At 58.4% G+C, this 18,281-nt stretch carries 10 protein-coding genes and 5 pseudogenes; 11 read left to right on the top strand and 4 right to left on the bottom strand.

Annotation, left to right across the window (positions count from 1 at the left end; translation table 11 throughout):
* Positions 1-1,675 precede the first annotated feature (1,675 nt).
* Both GWE18_RS37175 and GWE18_RS37180 read left to right on the top strand, forming a co-directional pair.
* A complete protein-coding gene (locus GWE18_RS37175; protein ID WP_275190586.1) occupies positions 1,676-8,143 on the top strand; it encodes a non-ribosomal peptide synthetase in 6,468 nt (2,155 codons plus the stop codon).
* Positions 8,136-9,569 carry an MATE family efflux transporter gene (locus GWE18_RS37180; protein WP_275190587.1) on the top strand — a complete coding sequence of 478 codons (1,434 nt, stop codon included), beginning with the start codon at positions 8,136-8,138 and terminating at the stop codon, positions 9,567-9,569. Before GWE18_RS37175 ends, GWE18_RS37180 begins: the two co-directional genes overlap by 8 nt.
* 34 nt (positions 9,570-9,603) lie before the next feature.
* On the opposite strand, the pseudogene GWE18_RS37185 reads toward GWE18_RS37180, so the two are convergent.
* Positions 9,604-10,132: pseudogene (locus GWE18_RS37185) on the bottom strand (TauD/TfdA family dioxygenase); the annotation flags it as partial.
* A gap of 90 nt (positions 10,133-10,222) precedes the next feature.
* On the opposite strand from GWE18_RS37185, the gene GWE18_RS37190 reads away from it, so the two are divergent.
* Positions 10,223-11,548, top strand: a complete 1,326-nt coding sequence (locus GWE18_RS37190; RefSeq protein ID WP_275190588.1) for an MFS transporter — start codon at positions 10,223-10,225, stop codon at positions 11,546-11,548.
* Positions 11,549-11,828: 280 nt separating this feature from the next.
* Positions 11,829-12,065: a hypothetical protein gene (locus tag GWE18_RS37195; protein WP_275190589.1), complete on the top strand. Its 237-nt coding sequence runs from the start codon at positions 11,829-11,831 to the stop codon at positions 12,063-12,065.
* A gap of 69 nt (positions 12,066-12,134) precedes the next feature.
* Here the strand turns inward: GWE18_RS37195 and GWE18_RS37200 are convergent, their stop codons facing one another.
* A complete protein-coding gene (locus GWE18_RS37200) occupies positions 12,135-12,314 on the bottom strand; it encodes a hypothetical protein (protein WP_275190590.1) in 180 nt (59 codons plus the stop codon).
* A 430-nt stretch (positions 12,315-12,744) separates the two neighbouring features.
* A pseudogene (locus GWE18_RS37205) lies at positions 12,745-13,140 on the bottom strand (cation:dicarboxylase symporter family transporter); the annotation flags it as partial.
* A 282-nt stretch (positions 13,141-13,422) separates the two neighbouring features.
* Here GWE18_RS37205 and modA (GWE18_RS37210) point away from each other — a divergent pair.
* From modA (GWE18_RS37210) to GWE18_RS42415, 7 genes and pseudogenes are all read left to right on the top strand, one after another.
* A complete protein-coding gene (gene modA / locus GWE18_RS37210; protein WP_275190591.1) occupies positions 13,423-14,151 on the top strand; it encodes a molybdate ABC transporter substrate-binding protein in 729 nt (242 codons plus the stop codon).
* Positions 14,152-14,160: 9 nt separating this feature from the next.
* Positions 14,161-14,847, top strand: coding sequence for a molybdate ABC transporter permease subunit (modB, locus tag GWE18_RS37215; RefSeq protein WP_057847946.1), 687 nt, complete (start codon positions 14,161-14,163; stop codon positions 14,845-14,847).
* Positions 14,848-14,879: 32 nt separating this feature from the next.
* Positions 14,880-16,091, top strand: coding sequence for a molybdenum ABC transporter ATP-binding protein (gene modC / locus GWE18_RS37220; RefSeq protein WP_342804329.1), 1,212 nt, complete (start codon positions 14,880-14,882; stop codon positions 16,089-16,091).
* A 231-nt stretch (positions 16,092-16,322) separates the two neighbouring features.
* Positions 16,323-16,730, top strand: a pseudogene (gene modA, locus GWE18_RS37225) (molybdate ABC transporter substrate-binding protein); the annotation flags it as partial.
* A gap of 14 nt (positions 16,731-16,744) precedes the next feature.
* A pseudogene (locus GWE18_RS37230) lies at positions 16,745-16,852 on the top strand (molybdate ABC transporter permease subunit); the annotation flags it as partial.
* Between the two features lie 403 nt (positions 16,853-17,255).
* A pseudogene (locus GWE18_RS37235) lies at positions 17,256-17,637 on the top strand (DUF2478 domain-containing protein).
* 7 nt (positions 17,638-17,644) lie between these two features.
* Positions 17,645-17,755 (top strand): DUF2478 domain-containing protein, encoded by a 111-nt coding sequence (locus GWE18_RS42415; protein ID WP_342804330.1) that lies wholly within the window; start codon positions 17,645-17,647, stop codon positions 17,753-17,755.
* Positions 17,756-18,086: 331 nt separating this feature from the next.
* Here the strand turns inward: GWE18_RS42415 and GWE18_RS37240 are convergent, their stop codons facing one another.
* The gene (locus GWE18_RS37240) at positions 18,087-18,275 is read right to left on the bottom strand and encodes a hypothetical protein (RefSeq protein WP_275190592.1); all 189 of its coding nucleotides are present in this window, start codon (positions 18,273-18,275) and stop codon (positions 18,087-18,089) included.
* Positions 18,276-18,281 lie beyond the last annotated feature (6 nt).

Consider the following 18,281-nt stretch of genomic DNA (forward strand, 5'->3'; position numbering starts at 1 on the left):
GGAGGCCGCGAAGCAGGTAACTGTGCCGTTGGAGACAGCACCGCTGGCATCGAGTTTGAGGCCAAACACCCAGCTATTCTTCTGCCAGTTGTAGCCGATCTGGCCGCCTGCCAGGAACACAGGAGTATCGACGCCGCCGCCATAGACTGACGGACCGTAGGGATTACTGAAGGATTTTTGGCCGTAACCAACGCCTACGGGCCCGCCAATATATCCTCCGGAACAGCTCCACAGGGCCGGTGGCAGTTGTACTGCTGGCTCAAGGTCCGCCGAATTGGCTGCACCGCTTGCCGCCAGCGCAATCGTTGTCGCTCCCCAAAAACGAACTCCAGATCGCATCAAACACTCCGCGGCGCTTTCCCGATCCACAACCGAGCGCCTCCAAGCTGGCATCGGTGATAGCACCGCGACTGAAGCAAGCAGCGTGCCGATTGGAAATTGAGGGGTCTCCAGTTACTTCGTACCGGGTGCATGCGTCAGATTGTGGACAATGGTCTTGAAGCTGACAATCTCGCTGTAGCGTTGCTGCGCAGCAGGAAGCCGCCTTTTTCGCTGCAGCAGTAGAAGGAGACTTTCGTTCACCTGGACAGAATTTCGATCTCACCTATCGAGGCTCATGCGAAACGGTGAACGCCAAGGGATATTACCGACGAGCGGAGCCGGCCTGGACGCTAGACCCGTCTACCCGCACAGGGATCGCACCTGCTATGCCGCGCGTTGTCGAAGTCCGCTCGTGGGAAAGTCGCCACGAGCGATCAATCACGCAACGCGACACGCGCAGGAAAGGCTCATCATCAACGTCTTCCAGCTTTCCACGAATACCCGCGTGATAATAACAGTCCGGCTCCGGCTTCGCCGTAGTGCTAAGTGGCTTTGCCGCAACATTATTCGTATCGGCTCTGCTCTAGGAAAAGGAGTTGCCGAGCATGCGTCTCGTGGAGGCTAAGCGAAGGCGCCATCCGCAATTCAATTCCGGTTCGGAAACCGTATCGGTACGCCCTTTCGGGTAGACTGGACGTCGCCTGCCGTTCACAGCAAACGTTTCTGAGCGCGTTTTCGTGTGCACCAAGGCAGACGACTGCGAACATCAGCAGACCAAAGACCTCGCGGTGGATGGTTCTGCACGCCCACGACTCGTTACGCCGCCCATAGCTATCTCGTTATAGCCAAGAGCGTCAACACGTTTGAGCGCTTAACGACTGCCCTTCGGCGGCTATACAAACAACGCCGGCCTCGTGGAAAACGGTATCACGCCTCTGTGTTGGTTCTTGCACATTCGATGTTACCGCCTGGTCGCCGCAGACGACCTGCAGGCCGGCGAGCGCCAAATCCGCTTTCATGAGGAGCGCACAAAACTATTGTCCAGGCGCCTACAAATGCAAGAAATCACAAGCCCGAGCGAGTCTCTGGGCGCGTTTGGTTGCGGGCGCCATGCAGACTACCCGCGTGTCTACTACCAGATCCGGTAGATGCCAACGCCAACTTGAGGCCCTAGCGTCCGGCCGTGTTCATCGAGGAAACAGTAGTGAACGCAAAGGACGAGAAGCTAAGAAACGGACAAAACGGCACACCATGACTGGCAGCACCAGGGTGGTTACGCAATGGACACCCTCAACCCAGGATCCTCGGTGTTCTACTTTAATTGCCGCAGAAGGCGACGAATGGCGGGACGCGTATGCCTACGGAAAACCGATCAGGCAAAAATCTGCTTGTAGAACGTCAACCGACCGACGCGATCTCGGCGATCGATCGCGTTGCGAGATCGGATCCGGAGAGGATTGCGCTGAGGTACGGCGCAGACGAACTCACCTACAAAGCGCTGCGATTAAGATCGGATGCCCTCGCAAGGACGTTACGAGAGCGGGGCGCTGACCGCTTAGTCGTTGGCTATTGGGGTGAGCGGGACCTCGACTGGGCGACGGCGGTAGTCGCAATTTTGAGGGCTGGAGCAACGTACCTGCCGCTCGATCCATCGTTACCGGCTTCGCGCACATCATTCATGATCGAGCAGAGTCGCTGCGCGCTGATTATTGGCCCAGACCAGCCGGATTCGCTCAGCCTATTTCAGGCGAGCAGCAAAGGCACCACGCAATTCATGGCGATAGAGGCGGCGCTGCGCGAGGGCCAGACTTCGTCTGTTGTGCCACCATCGAGCGAGGATGGACTCGCCTACATTCTGTTTACGTCGGGTTCGACGGGCCAGCCTAAGGGAGCAATGATCGAGCGCGCAGCCCTAAACAATCATTTGGTGGCAAAGATTGATGCCCTAACCCTCACTCGGACCGATTGCATCGCGCAGACGGCATCGCACTGCTTTGACATCTCGCTGTGGCAGCTTCTGGCAGGGCTTAGCGTCGGAGGCTGTATCGCGATCATTGATGATGCAACACTGAAATCGCCAGTATCCCTTCTCAAAGCAACTCAAGGATACGGCGTGACGGTTGTTCAATTCGTTCCGTCGATGTTTGCAATATTTGTTGAATATCTGCAGTCGCTTGCGGCGGCTGAGCGAGCTCTGGACAGTTTGCGGATTATTTCAACGGTCGGAGAACCTCTAACACCCGGACTGGCGCGCGCGTGGCTTGCCTTCTATCCCCGGGTGCCCATTCTCAATCATTACGGGCCGACCGAGTGCGCGGACGGCGTTACGCATCATCTGGTTTCCGTAGCACCTGCGCTGGCTGACCCTTATGTGCCGATCGGCAAACCGATTTCTAACCTTGAGGTTTATGTCGCCGACGGACCGCGGCTGTGCAACACGGGAGAGGTCGGCGAAATCTGTGTTAGCGGCGTTGGTGTCGCTGCTGGTTACGTCAATGACGATGTCCGCACCAAGGATGCCTTTGGGCCAAACCCGTTCTCAAACGACCCGTCGTTCCAGCGCCTATACAGGACAGGTGATCTCGGGCGCATTCGTTCCGATGGCCTTTTGGAATGTCTCGGTCGACGGGACCGTCAGGTCAAAATCCGCGGGCACAGAATTGAGCTGGGAGAAATCGAGGCCCGCCTCTCCGCTCATCATTTGGTACATGGCGCCGTCGCGGTCGCCTCCGTCTGCGCAGGCGTAAAGCTCATGGCGAGAGATATAACCAGGGCCGAGGAGGAAACTGGATCGAGACGACTCATCGCGTATGTGTCAACTCCGGCTGAAGTAACGGAAGGCGAGCTTCAGAATTTTCTTGCCGAAGCGCTTCCCACCTACATGCTCCCAGAAAGGATCATCCACCTCGCCAGTATTCCACTGACCAGAAACGGAAAGGTCGATTTTGGGGCATTGCCGGACCCGACCAGTGTTCGCCCTCCATTGTCGACTCCATTCGAGGAGCCGCAAACAGAGCTCGAAGCCCAGCTGTGTCAAATTTGGGCCGGCGTTCTGCGTATTGAGAACATTGGCGTGAAGGACCAGTTCATAAGCCTCGGCGGAGACTCGCTCCGGGCAATGCTCATATTGGGCCAGTTGCAGACCCAGCTCGGAGTGAGAACGGATTTCAGGCTAGTCCTCAATGGAACGATCCGATCTCTTGCGGCTTCGATCTCGGCCGGGGTCGGCTCCAAACCGCGCACAGCCCCGACGTACGGAAAGCTTATGCGATCGCCTCTGACGCGAGTTCAGGAGCACCTATGGTTTCTCTCGCAGCTCGATCCGTCTGCCAGGAACTACATCATTCAAGGCGGCCTGCGGATAAGGGGCATGATCGATCTGGCGGCGTTCAATCGCGCCTGGACCGATGTCGTTCATTCCCATCAGGCACTTTCGGCACGCTTTATCGACGAGGACGGTCCGGTTCAGCTTTTTGAAACTCCTCAATACGCAAGTCTTGAATTAGCTGATGCATCTCATCTCACGGCGCAGGAAGCTGAGGAGCTGGTCGCAGAGTTACGGCGAACAGAGCTGAACGGCAGCTTTGATCTCAGCGAAGGCGATCTTTTTCGCGCGCGCATGATCCGTTTTGGCCCTGACAACCATCTCATACTGATCACCGCTCACGAAATTATCATCGATGCCTGGTCGATCTCTGTTCTACTCAGGGACCTTCGACAAAGGTACGTAGATGCCGCGGCGTTTTTGCCAGAGAACCGCGCGTCACTCTCGACCTACGCGGTCTGGGAAACACAACACGCTACTTCAGAGGCGCTGGCCAACCAGCGTAGCTATTGGCGTCGTCAGATTGGCGATGATCCGCCGGTGCTTTCGCTTGGAGCGGGACGAGCGCGGCCGCAGACAAATTCCTACCGCGGCGCCTCGCATGCGGTGCTGCTTGGCAGCGAGCTCTCCAATCAGGTACGGGAGTTTGCGCGCCGACATAGGTGCACCACGTCGACAACACTCCTCGCGTGCTTCAAGCTGCTGCTGCGGATGTATAGCGGCCAAGACGATATTATCGTTGGCATACCGCACGTCGTACGGGATCAACCTGGCAGCGCCGAAATCGTTGGCTTTTTCCTGAATATGCTGCCAATCCGCACCGCGATCGATGTCGGCCAGTCCTTTGCGGTTCATGCCATGCGCATCCAGAGCCTGGTCAGCGATGCCATCGCAAATTCGGCATATCCGTTCGGCTGGATGGTAAGGGATACCCGGCTATATCGCGAAGCTGAACGATCACCGCTCTTCCAGGTCATGTTCAACATGTACTCCGAGGCCGCGGAGCCATTTGGCCAACATGAGTTGGATCTGACATTCCGCGAATATGAGACCGGCTATGTAAAATTCGATCTGACATTGTACGCACAAGATCACGGCGATGAAATTGCCCTCCAGCTAGCGTATGCGGAAGACATATTTTCCAGTGATCTGATTGTCCGCATGGCCGACAATCTGCGCTGTCTGATTGCAGCCTGCGTTGAGAGGCCGCTTGCGCACATTAAAGATCTGAGCTGCCTCAGCGCGTCAGACGTCACTGTGCTGGACTCGCTGGATGGCTCGGCGCAGCCATATGAGACTGAATGTCCGCTTATCGAAGCGTTCGAGCAAATCAGCGTCTCTAATAGCAGCCAGGTGGCATATTTTGGTGATTTCGGTGAGATCACATTCGACCACCTGCGTGAGCGCGTAACAGCTATCAGGTTGTTACTGCGGGCCTCTGACGTGGGGGCTGGCGATATGGTCGCCATGCTGGTCGACCGGTCGCCTGACGTGGCCGCTGTTATTCTTGCAGCACGAGCCTTGCAGTCCATTGTTGTCCCCATATCGCCGGATTATCCGCGTGATCGGATCGAACATATCCTGCGAGATAGTCAGGCAAAGCTTTTGGTTCACGCAAATACCTCTGATCTTGGTTTTGACGTGCCGTCGATTCGTCTATTGACCCTTGAAGGGTGCGGCGCGCCCGTGCACGATTTTGAGCGCAGCGACAAACCATCAGATCAGGGAATTGCGAGCCTCATATACACGTCGTCCTCAACCGGGAAGGCGAAGGGGGTTCTTATACCGGAATCGGCAATTCTCAATCGACTGAACTGGATGTGGCGACGCTTTCCCTTCGACAGTACCGACGTGATGGTTGTCCAGAAGTCCGCATCACTTGTTGCGTCGGCATGGGAGTACTTTGGGGGGCTTCTGAGAGGTGTGCCCGCGCTGATCTTGACCCAAGAGCAGTTGCTGGATCCAGATCTGTTGTTGTGCACGTTGGCGAGACGTCGCGTGACACACTTATTTGCCTCGCCGCCGCTCCTATCCGGCCTCATTGCTTCCCAAGAACGGCACCCGCGACCGATCGCCTTGCGGTTGGTCACGAGCAGCGCCGAACCGATGCCTTCCTCGCTCCCGGGTCGCTGGTACGCGCATTTCCCGGACGTGCCGTTGTGGAACTTCTATGGTGCTACGGAATGTGCATCCAATGCAGCAGTCTACGAAACATCGGGTGCCTACGACGGCTCGTCGCTCATCCCTGTTGGGCGCCCAATCGATAACGTCAAACTCTACGTGCTCGATGCACAGTTGAAGAGAGTCCCTGTCGGAGTCGCCGGCGAACTCTGCATCGCGGGACGTTGCGTGAGCGCTGGGTACTGGCGGGATCAAGATCGGACCAACCGCTGTTTCGTGCCGAATCCGTATGATAACGGACAATACAGCGTTCTTTATCGAAGTGGCGATATCGCCCGTATCTCAACCAGCGGCCTTCTCGAGATTTGCGGCCGATCGGACAACCAGGTCAAAGTACGGGGCTTTCGCATCGAGCTGGAGGAGGTCGAAAGGGCCCTTGAGTCTCATCCCGCAATCGCAAAGGCCGCGGTCCTCGCAGAAGGCATGAATGACCATCGTCGCTTGACGGCTAGTGTGGTTCCGGCTGGCGACAGTCTAAGCTCTGGAGATATTGTCACCCACCTGCGCCACACATTGCCGTCCTACATGATTCCCGCCGCCTTCCGTTTGGTTGACACTATCCCCCTTACCGCGAGCGGAAAGATCGATCGTGCTCGCCTGTCGTCCGTTCCTTACCGCGAGGTCGGGCCTGTTCCATCTGCTGAGCCACGCACGAGGAAGGAGCGTATTCTTGCTGGGATCTGGCAGGATCTATTAGGCGCCAAGTGGGTCGGAATCGATCAGAGCTTTTTTGATATCGGCGGAGACTCTCTTCTGAGCGTGCGCTGCGTCACGCTGGCGCGCAAAGCCGGACTGAATCTCACTGTCGACCAACTCTATCGAACACCGACCATCAGGGAATTGGCGGCAGACGGAGCGGCGGTTACACTCCATACCTTCCCTTCCGCGGATGCCTCATTGCCAGTTATCCCGGCAATCTCATCTTGGAACCGTCTTGTCGGGTTCGATGAGCATTTCAACATCGGCGATCTGTTCTTCTTGCCCGGCGGCGTCCTGAATATCCGAATCCTGGAGCGCGCCCTTGCCCATGTCATGGATAGGCACGAAGGTCTCAGACTCCGTATTGCCCGAACTGACGATGGTCTACGTCTGACAATCGGACCTTCCGTGGCCGAGCGCCTCGTGGAGGAGATCGATCTTGTCGGAATGACCGACCTACAGCAGCGTAAGGCAGTCGAGAGCGTCTCAGCAAGACGTCAACATACCTTTCGGTTTGACGGCCAGACGCCTCTTGTTAACGTCACGGTGTTCCGCACATCGCAAAGTGGCAATTACTACCTGCTGGTCCTGATGCATCATTTTGTAGCGGACGGGATAGGCTATCGACTGTTCCTGGAAGCATTGGATGGGGCGTACAACACCCTTGCCTCAGGCCACGCCGTGAGTGGTCCCGAGAACATACAAATGCTCTCTCCATGGCTGAAGCGCCTTGAGCACTACGCCAATAGCGAAGCGCCGGCCGAACTCAAATACTGGGAGAGGATTGACTACCATCAGTTCAATTTGCACGTCAGCGACACTTCATCGGGCGGCGCGAGCTTTTCGAAAGTGACCGCGAGAGAACTTCATCATGCACGCCTTGAAGGTCGCATCGATGAGGCGAATTGCCGATCCCTTTGGGAAGATCAGGCCAAGTACCATCTCGAGATTGACAAAGAAGCGACAGCTGATCTCCTCAATATTGCAGCCAGATCGGCACATTGTCAGGACTTTGATGTGTTTCTTGCCGCCATATCTGGCGCCTTTGGACGCGTTTTCGGCAACTATTCGCTCTGGATTGATAGCCTTACCTCAATCCGAGGTCGGCTGTTTGACGATCTCGATCCATCTCAGATCATCGGCCATATCAGCGAGCTCGTTCCGCTTCCCTTGAGTCTCACCGGAACGGAGCCCCGTCCCGATCGTGCTCGTTCAATATACCGCCAGCGCAATGCCCTGCCGCGCAGGGGAATAGGCTTTCGGGCCATGAAATTCCTAAACCGAGATCCAGCCGTGCGGAGCCGGATCGATCGCCTGCCCTTACCCAGAATTGGATTGAATTATCGAGCGGGTTTGCAGCGCCATTTTCCACGCCGTCTCTTAGCCAAGGAACCTTCTCCACTCTGGATCGGCGCAGACATGGATGAAGCGGCCGTGATTCACCTCTTCTGGTTCGATGTCGGATATCAAGCCGGCCATCTCCAGATCGAAACGACGTATAATCCAACCCAGGTCGGTTATGAGGTGACCCGCAATCTTTGCACGGTATTGCAACAGGAGCTGTTGCAGACGATCAGCGAATTCGGAAGAGCTCGCGACACTTTCATCCATGAATGAGCCGGATGCGGAATTCGCCGTCGAGGGCGATCGCGATGTCTTGCCGAAGAAAAAGCAGCACATCGATCTATCGGACCCTAATCTCTCGAGCCTTATCCTGCGGCTCGCCATTCCGTCTGTTGTTGGCTTATCGATTAACGCGTTACAGCAGGTCGTCAATGCGATCTTTGTTGGCGCACTTGGCGCGCAGGCGATCGCAGCTGTCAGCATGACCTTGCCGATCGTGGTCCTGCTCGCGGCGGCCGGACAGGGGATCGGTGTTGGAACAGCGTCGTTGATATCTCGTCACCTTGGCGCTGGTGAGCACCTGGAGGCGAGTCGAGGCGCGAGTACTGCACTTGCGCTCGCCGCTCCGATCGGTATCACCTTTACCATCGCTCTGCTTCTAAATCTGCGAGGGATCTTCGTAGCGCTCGGGGCCACTCCAACCATCATGCCCGTGGCGCTCGACTACGCGGAGACGCTTTTGTTCGGGTACACCCTGATGCTCCTAAACATCGTCAACGGCTTCATCGTCAGAGCCGAAGGCAACACACGATTCAGCATGTGGACGATGATTACCGCCTTCGTACTCAACGCTGCGCTTGATCCCGTCTTCATATTCTTACTGGACCTCGGTGTGCGAGGCGCAGCCCTCGCAACACTGGTATCTCAGATCGCCGCTATTAGCCTGTATATCGCGTATTTTACGAAGCTTCGCGGGATAGTCCTCGTCAGGATATCTCACATCTCATTGCGAGCAGATCGCATCAGACAGCTCGCGTCCATAGGGGCGCCGGCGACTATGACCAGTATTTTATCTGCTATTGCCGTTATGCTCTTGTACTGGGCTGCTGCGCCGTTCGGCGACGATTCCATCGCGGCCGTGGGAATAGCTGTGCGAATCTTGACGATCGGCGCACTGCCTATCACCGGCTTCTGTATAGGCTCTCAAGCTGTCCTGGGTTTCGGTTGGGGCGCGCGCGACTTTGCTCGTGTATTGAAGGCTGCGAAGTTCATACTCTCCATGACTATCGCTCTTTCCGTTGCGTATTCTGCGGCTGTTGTGATTTTTGCCCGGCCTTTGGTCAGGCTGTTCAGCGATAGCGATAAGGTCACGGAAATTGCCGTCTCGACCTGCATCGTCTTCCATCTCTTTTTTGGACTTTTTGGTATTGAGAGTTTCGTGACGACGATGCTTCAGTCGTTCGGGAGAGCACGCCTCAGTGCGGTTGTGTCCTTGGCGAGGCAGGGCTTTCTCTTCATACCGGCCGTACTGCTATTCCCGGTCGTATGGGGTTTCAGCGGCCTGTTGGCCAGTCAAGCAATCGCTGAACTGGGCGCCGGAATGATCGCGCTGTTCGTCATGTTCCACCAGTTCGCTGAGCTCAGACGAGCGCTCCGGCACCGTAACTTCAAGAGCGATCGAGCTCGCGGGTTGACCTGACAACGGACATCATCGGGGCCCAATGCATTGTCACGGGATGCTCGGTCTCGAAGATGGTTTGGTGAAGACCTCGTCAAAATGCTTCTTGTCGACCTCGTGGACACGGGCTATTCCGGCGTAGTCGAAGACATTGCTGTGAACCGCCCAGAGCTCGTCTGCAAGCCGTTGCAGCGGCGGCGGCAGGTCGAGATAAGCGGCCGCGGTGTTTGACCGGACCGTATCGCCGCCAAACGGTGGGATTACAACGGCTCGCAGCACCAAAATCTTATGATAGGCATCGGCAAAGGTTCCATCGACGTGCCCCATCGGCCTGGCCACCTCCGCGGGCGGAATCAAGCTCGAGGATCGAGGCCGTTCCCTTGGTGACACCGAGGTCGGATGCGGCACCAGCTTTCCCAAACGGAAGCGAATCGCTCCTGCTAGGCGTCATCGAGATGACATTGGCCGCGGAAGAAGATGACCTTGTGCTCGAGTAGAACCCTTTTGATCGCAGCAATCGTCGGGTCCGGCAAATCGCCCGAGAGATTGATATTCCTGATTTCAGCGCCGATGGTGAGTCGCGCGAACCCGCTTCTTGCTCATGAGAGCTCAAGGTGCTCCACATAGTTGGTCGAAATGTTCTAGGACCGCATTCGAGACGGATCCAAGCGTGCATGGCTAAGCAATTCACTCAGCGAAGCTCGAAGCCGACCCTCCTTGCGGCAGATGAAGGCTTGACCAGCCATGCCGTGTTGGGCGCGACGATCGGCAATATGCTCGAATTCTACGATTTCGGGACCTATAGCTTTTTCGCCATCCAGATCGGTCACGCGTTCTTCCCGGCGCAGGATCAGTTCGCCAGCCTTATGCTGTCGCTCATGACCTTCGGAGCGGGTTTCGTCACCAGACCCATCGGGGCCATTGTGATCGGCTCATACTCGGATCGAGTTGGACGCCGGCCCGCAATGACCGCCAGTTTTGTCATGATGAGTGCCGCTATACTCGTGTTGGCTGTGACGCCTTCGTACGACACGATAGGGATCGCCGCTCCGTTATTGGTTATTCTCGCGCGTTTGGTGCAGGGCTTCGCCCTGGGAGGCGAAGTCGGTCCGACGACCGCCTATCTGATGGAAGTGGCCCCGGCCGGACGCCGGGGCCTTGCCGTCTCGTTTCAGCCTGCTAGCCAACAAATAGCTGCAACGGCCGGAGCGCTGGTCGGAGAAATACTCTCCCTCACCATGACAAGCGAGTCGCTGGATGCGTACGGATGGCGGATCGCATTTCTGCTCGGTGCCTGTACGTTACCGGTCGGATTTTGGCTGCGCAGGGCCCTGCCCGAAACGCTGCACCGACCTGAAGCGCCGGCCCTCTCCGTCGAGCCCGCAAGGAAATTGCGTGCCAGCCGCCGCATGATGAGCTTGGGATTGATCATTTTGGCCAGCTGCACGATTATCACCTATGTCACGGAATATATGACGACTTATGCACTGAACACCCTGCAAGTTGCCGCGCCTCTCGCCTTTGCGACCACGGTCGTCAGCAATGCAGTAGGCATTGCTGCCGCACTCCTGGGCGGTTGGCTGGCAGATCGGGCCGGACGCCGGCCCATCATGATATGGCCGCAGATCTCCGCGCTGCTGATGACCTATCCGGTGTTCTTGTGGATCGTAGAGAGCCGCAGTCCCATGGCGCTTCTCGGAGGTCTCGGCGCGCTCACCCTCGTCGGAACGATTCCGTATAGCGCCTTCTATGTTGGTATGGTCGAAGGCATGCCCAAGAGCATCCGCGGCGGCGCCTTCGCGACGATCTACGCTGTTGCGATAGCGACCTTCGGAGGCACAGCTCAACTCGTTGTCGCTTGGCTGACCCACGTTACTGGGAACGCGCTGGCGCCGGCGTGGTACATGCTTGTCGCTACCGCGGCCGGGCTCTGCGCCATGCTGATGATGCCCGAGACGGCACCGTCGAAAATTCGAGCCGCGAACGCGCGGAGCCCGTAACAGCTTTGGACAACGCGATAACGGGTTACGGCTCCAGCCAAGTTCCCAATCTCATGATGCGTTGCATCGGCTTCCGCTCTTTGCGGAGCCGGCCTGCCAGACGAGGGCGACGGGACGATGCCGGAGGATGGGCGCCGCGCCTTTAGCGACGTAAGCTTGCGTCCTGCCGGAATCGATTGCTTTCACCTGTTCGTCCGAAGTTGGTGCGCGCCGAGTTCGATCCAGAGGCGGCGAGAGAATTTATCTCCGCGGAACGTTCATTCATGCTCAATGGGACTAATTGCCCGATCAGGCCGTTTTGCTGCAAGCACTTCATTACAGCACAGCCGTATCAGACAAAGTCGGTGAACTGGTACTGGCGTGGCTGGATGCCGAAGCGTTTCGGAAACTACTTCATATCGCCGTCCATTGCGATGAGGATGGCATTGTTAAGCTAATGGCGTATCGCACACCACGTCATCCGCGCCATTTTCGTGTAAGAGATCGCGGTAGAAAATTGCTTCGTGACCATGCTTGATGGGTATGCTTCCTACGGAAAGCCGGAACTCCAGCATCCAAAAAGTCTCTCGGATATGGACGCCGACGCTCAAGCTGCAACGTCTTTGTGCGCGATCGCCGCGCGGATGGCGTTTTCCGTCACAGTCGGGTATTTCTTGCGGATATCCGCACCTGAAAACTTCACCTTCTGCGAATGACTTGATGCTGCGAACAGGAATGCGCCTGCCGGCATCCCCGGCTGACCCAAATCAATGACTGCTCTGCGCACAGCGACTATCCTATTGCCAATTTCTCGCACAACGAAAGCTGCGGTAGGCAGGGCTAGTCCATGAGAACTGCGCTGAAATTGCTCATTCTTGCGACGCCTTAATGCTCGCGGGCCAGCCCTTCTTGGCGCAAAGCCTACGAACTGCCCAGCTTGAAATCGTCGATGTCTCGCCAGCCCGGCTCTCCCGAATTCGCTCGATGCTGAAAGAGGATGTCGACGCGGAGCGTATGCAAGGCGCCGTACCGCCTTGCCGCTTGGCCTCACGGTTACCGAGTGAAGCCGAACTGATTGGCTCGCCGCCAGCGGTAAGCCTTTTCTCGAGCCCAACACCGCGCCGCCAGTGCAGAGCCTACAGAATCGTCGGTGATTAGCACTACTTTGGCATGTTCGTCAGTTTGGTGAGCTTATCAGCGTTGAAATGGACGGCGTTGGAGGCTTCCGCCTGCTTGACGTAATTGGCCACCGCCGCGCTGTCGGGCTTGGCGGCAAGCCCATCGCCGATCTGGAACTGCCCATGGTCGGGCCGAGAATGAGGGCAAAGGTGGAACGATCTCGAAGTAGACCAGCGCCTTGACGCCGACCCAGCCGACCTTTTTCGCATGACGGATGCGAGCGATGCCGGAAACCACCTTACAGAAGATGATCGGCGCGATCACCATCTTGATCGGCTTGATCAAGCCGTCGCCGAGCGCCTTGACCCAGTTATTGGTCGCGAGAGACGGCGACAGCAGCGGACGAGGACACCGATCAGGATCGCGATCAGCGCCTGGACATAAAGGAGGTTTCACCATGGTCGAGACGCCCGCGCGGCCGCCGCAGTTCCGATCTTGTCATGATTTTCCTGCCCCAATACGAACTCGAATATCTGGCCGCCGCGCGTTGAGAGGCGACCGACATCACACGAGCGGCCAGCTTGTCCGCTCCAAGACGACGATGTCGGAACTCCGACAATCGGCAACGTCATCCAAAAGCAGGCAGTTACGCGCGTTTTCTCTCGCCAAGCAAGGCGCTCACCAGAATCCTTCGAGCGGCACGGCGATTGCTGGGATCAGGCGCAAACCCGCCGCAGCCAAAGCGCTCGCAGCGGCCCCGTCTCAGGAGTGCCCCGATGAGCCGCGCTCGATTGATCCCGATTAAAGCACTGATGGCGCTTATGCTCAGTGAAGAACCGGCGGACATCAATGTCGCGGTTGCCGCCAAGTTCACCGAGCCGGCCGGGGACATCGCACCCCTCAAGCAGAAATCCGGACAGAAGGCAGTGTTCGGCGCGAGCCGACAGCTTTATAGCCAGATTGCGCAAGGCGGGCCGTTCCAAGTGATTCTCTCGGCCGACGATTCCCGCCCGAAGAAATTGGTCGAGGATGGTCTCGCCGTACGTAAAAGCCGGCTCACCTACGCTAGCGGCAACCTGGTGCGCTGGAGCAGGACGGCGAAGTTCGTGAACGGCTCCGACACGTTCAGGACGGAATCTATCCTAAAATTGCCGATCTGCAACTCCGCCGCGGCGCTCTATGGCGCGGCTGCGGTGGAAGCGATGAAGGCCATCGACGTCTATGAGGGGATGCAACCGAAGCTGGTCGAGGGCGCAACCATCACGCAGGCCTACCCAATTCGTCGAGACGGTCAATGCCGAGCTCAGCGCCGCCCCGCTTTCGCAACTCGCAGACAGCAAGACCGTTTCGCGCTGGCTCGTGCCGCAGGAGTTTGTGACCCGATCTTGCAGGGCGTGGTGCGGTTGGAGACTGACGCCAATAACCGAGCGACGCGCGCCTTCCGTAAAGGGCCCGGGAGCCTACGCTATCATTGCACGAGCATGACAATGTGCTCGAACGCTTAATTGACGCGCATGGATGGCTTTTCACCAGAAATCTGGCAGTCGCTCGGGCTCACGATCGAGCTCGCGAGCGTGACGACCGTGATCCTGCTGATCGTTGGCACGCCGCTCGCGTGGTGGCTAGCACGCTCGAAGAGCCTTTGGACTGAGGCGGTGGCCACGATGATCGCGCTGCCGCTGGTGCTGCCGCCAACAGTACTCAGTTTTTATCTGCTCGCCCTGCTCGGCCCGAACGGCCCGGTCGGCCTTCTCGCCTCTCTGTGGGGCGGGCGCACGCTGGCCTTCACCTTTGCGGGGCTCGTGGTCGGATCGGTTTTGTCCGCGCTGCCTTTGGTGGTGCAGCCCATCCGCAACACCTTCGCTGCCATGGGTGACCGCCCGCTGGAGATCGCGGCCACTCTGCGCGCCTCACCGTTATATGCCTTCTTCACGGTCGCCCTGCCTCTGGCGCGACCGGGTCTTTTGACAGCCGCCGTGCTTGGCTTTGCGCATACGATCGGCACGTTCGGCGTCGTGCTGATGATCGGCGGCAACATTCCTGGGCGCACCAAGGTGCTGTCGGCCTTTCTCTTCGACTTTGTCCAAGAGTCGCGCTGGCGCGAAGCAAGCTGGCTTGCCGGCGCCATGCTGATGTTCGCCGTTGCGGTAGTCCTCGCCTTAACCTTGATCGACAAATACAGCAGAAGGAGGAGCACGTAAGGACAGCCACACCGGGCCGGATTGAAATTGCCTTGAGTGGCAGTATCGCTAGCTTTCCACTCGATACGCGATTCAGCGTACCGGCCAAAGGCGTGGCGGCGATTTTCGGCCCGCCAGGCTGCGGCAAGACTGCGGTGGCGCGCTGCATCGCCGGCCTTGAGCGTCTGCCGGCCGGCTTCTGCGCCATCGATGGCGAGGTATGGCAGGACAAGACTACCTTCCGCCCACCGCATCTGCGTCCCATCGGCTATGTGTCTCAGGAGGCGAGTCTCTTTCCCCATTTGTCGGTCAGGCGCAACTTGCTTTACGGTGCGCCCAAACCCAAACCGACGCCGATCGCGTTTGATGAGGTGCTCGAACTTCTCGACCTGGCGCCGCTGCTCGACCGCTCTCCCTCGCATCTCTCCGGCGGCGAGCGGCAGCGCGTCGCCATGGGTCGCGCGCTGTTGTCTCAGCCCAGACTGCTTGTGATGGACGAGCCGCTTGGCGCGCTCGACAGCTGCGCCAAACGTGAGATTCTGCCGTTCGTCGAGCGCCTGCCCGAGAAGCTCGCGCTGCCGATGATCTACATCGGCCATGACATGGCGGAGATCGAACGCTTTGCCGATCATCTCGTTATGATGGAGCGCGGCATGGTAACCGCGGCTGGGCCGCTGCATGTCTTGCAGACCGATCCTGCGCTGCCGCTTGCGGCGAGCCGCGAAGCCGCCATCAGCCTTGATGCCGTGGTGAGCGGCTATGATTGGCGCTATGGGCTTCTTATTCTCCGCCTAAAAGGTGCGCGCCTGTTGGTGCCGGCGCCGCCGCTTGCACCCGGCGTGCACCAACGGCTGCGCATCGCTGCCTGCGACGTCAGCGTCGCGCGCGAAGCACCGCGCGCAGGCTCCATCCTCAATGTCTTTCCGGCGCGCATCAGAGCCTGTTTGCCGCTCGGCGCGGCTGAGATCACGCTGGTACTTGCGCTCGGCACCGGGGGCTCGGGCACGGAGATTTTGGCGCGCATAACGCGTTTCTCCTTTGATTCGCTAGGCCTCAAGGATGGAGTGGACGTATTCGCCCAGCTCAAGCACGTTTCGCTGCTCTCGGCCTCTGAACGGCCACTGCAAACCATACCAGCTTCCACGCCAACAGCAGATCCTGGGGACAGGCAAGCGACGCCGCGGCGTGAAACGAGAAGCTCGGCACGAGAGGCGAGCGGCATCTTCTTAAGCCTCCACTCTTGTCGTGCCACGCATGTCACTTGACGGCGATATCGGAAGCTGGCAAAGCGACCCACATTCCACGGGGCACGCTGGCAGCTATGCGCGTTTCAGTGTCGTCAACCAAGGCGCGCACCATGTCCCCGAACGGCACCCCGATTGCTGGGATGAGAAGCGAAGGGCCGCCGCGGCCAGAGCCATCGCAGCGGCCCATCCCAGGAATGCCCAATGACGCTTACCCGACTGATCCTGATCAACTCAATTCTGACGCTGCTTATGTTCGGAAATGCGGAAGCGGCGGAGATCGATGTGGCGGTCGCCGCTAACTTCACCATACCGTCCAAGGAGATGCAGCGTCGTTTAAGCAGAAGACTGGGTGAGGCCCTGTTGAGCTTTGGCGCGAGCGGACAGTTTTACAGCCAGATCACGCAAGGGGCGCCGTTTGAGGTGTTTCTCTCGGCCGACAACGCCCGCCCGAGCAAACTGCTCGAGAAACGTCTCGCGGTTCCGGAAAGCCGCTTCACCTATGCGATCGGCAACCTCGTGCTCTGGAGTTCGACTCAAAAGTTCGTGAACGACGCGGAGACTTTCGCAAAACGGTCGATCTACAATCCGGCCGCGGCGCTTTATGGCGCAGCCGCGGAGCACGCTATTAAAGCGCTCGGCGCCTATGAGTCGACGCAGCCGAAGCTGGTCGCGGGATTCTCGCCTCTCTCTGGGGCGGGCGCGCCCTCGCCTTCACCTTCGGGCTTGTGGTCGGATGGGTTTTGTACGCGCTGTCTTTCGTGGTGCAGCCGCTTCCCAACACCTCCGTGGCCAAGCTGGCTTGCCATGGGCATGGTGATGTTCGGCCTTGCGGTAATCCTCGCCGCAACGTTGATCTAGAAGTGCAGCGCAAGGAGTGCACGTGAGGACAGCCACACCAGAGCGAATCGAAATCGCCTTCAGCGGTAGGCTCGCTAGCTTTGCGATCGATGCGCAGTTCAGTGAACGGGCCAAAGGTGTGGCGGCGATCTCCAGCACAGCGCGCATGACGCGCCGCTGCCTATGCGCCAACGCTCAACTATGGAATGGACGTGTTCGCCCAGGTCAAGGGTCGTCTCATTGGTTCACGACCTCTGAACGCTAGGGCATCGCGCCATCTACGCCAGCAGTAGATGCTGGACAGGCAAGCGCCGCGGTTTGAAACGAGCCAAGAGGATCAAGCCCATGATCGCCAACCACGCCGAGATCTATCCCAAGCGCGTCGCGGCAATCCTCTATAGGCCCGAACAAGACGCGGATACGCTGCTCGCCGACTTCACCCAGAATCTCGCGCGGCAAGGCGTGCGCGTCGGCGGCATCGTCCAGCGAAACTTCAAGGAACGGCATGAAAACCATGCTCGCGCGCGACGTTGCGACGGGGCGCGAGATTCCGAGCTGTCAGCCACTCGGCAGCGGCGCCATTTCCTGCAAGCTCGATGCTAATGGGCTTGCCGATGCCGCAGTTGTCGCGTCCCGCGCGATCAAGCGGCACGTCGATCTCCTCGTGATCAACAAATTCTCCAAGCAGGAGGCGTCCGGCCGGGGCCTGCGCGACGAATTTTGCTGATGCGATCATGGCTGGCGTGCCGCTCCTCACCGCCGTCCCCGAAAAATGCCATGCCGCCTGGCGGACTTTCACCGGAAATGTTGGCACGACGCTGCTGTGCGGGCGCCAGGTCGTGTAGGAATGGTGGCGCGACATCGCCCAGCGCCTGCCGCGCATCCGCGCGCATTCCATCCCGTCAGCGGCTATTTACCGATTATCAGATCCGACAGCTTGATCACGGGCGGGAGGGCATCTACAATTTTACCCCGAGAATGTCCGCCGCGTCATTGGCTCGATCAAAACACCGTCAGTGCCGGTTCCCGCGCCACCTCACATCAGCTGTCCTCGTGCGCGTCGTGGGAGCGACCAGTGGCTTGGCGGAACATTGCCGCGCGCGCTGGGTTTCATCTTAATCAAGCGCATTCTTTTGGCATCATAACACGCCCGAACAGTTGACTTGGGCTAATCGTTCAAAGCGCGCAACCGGTCGAGCACGGCAACATGCTCAGTTGTTGATGCAGGACGGCAGGACCATTCAATCGAAACCATGCTGTTAAGATGCCTCCACGACGAGCATCCGTTTGTTGCATTTCCGCCAGTTGAATCGCGAAATCACCTGGCATATCGCTTGCTTCGCCTGAGGAATCATCGGTTTCCACGCGAAG

The sequence above is a fragment of the Bradyrhizobium sp. CSA112 genome (assembly GCF_029051645.1).
In the GTDB taxonomy this organism is placed as follows: Bacteria; Pseudomonadota; Alphaproteobacteria; order Rhizobiales; family Xanthobacteraceae; genus Bradyrhizobium.

What these genes read in the sequence shown, in the direction of transcription:
- modB (WP_057847946.1), top strand. Translation starts at nt 14,161, where the DNA reads ATGGATGGCTTTTCACCAGAAATCTGGCAGTCGCTCGGGCTCACGATC.
- GWE18_RS42415 (WP_342804330.1), top strand. Translation starts at nt 17,645, where the DNA reads ATGGCTGGCGTGCCGCTCCTCACCGCCGTCCCCGAAAAATGCCATGCC.
- GWE18_RS37190 (WP_275190588.1), top strand. Translation starts at nt 10,223, where the DNA reads ATGGCTAAGCAATTCACTCAGCGAAGCTCGAAGCCGACCCTCCTTGCG.
- GWE18_RS37175 (WP_275190586.1), top strand. Translation starts at nt 1,676, where the DNA reads ATGCCTACGGAAAACCGATCAGGCAAAAATCTGCTTGTAGAACGTCAA.
- modA (WP_275190591.1), top strand. Translation starts at nt 13,423, where the DNA reads ATGAGCCGCGCTCGATTGATCCCGATTAAAGCACTGATGGCGCTTATG.
- GWE18_RS37180 (WP_275190587.1), top strand. Translation starts at nt 8,136, where the DNA reads ATGAATGAGCCGGATGCGGAATTCGCCGTCGAGGGCGATCGCGATGTC.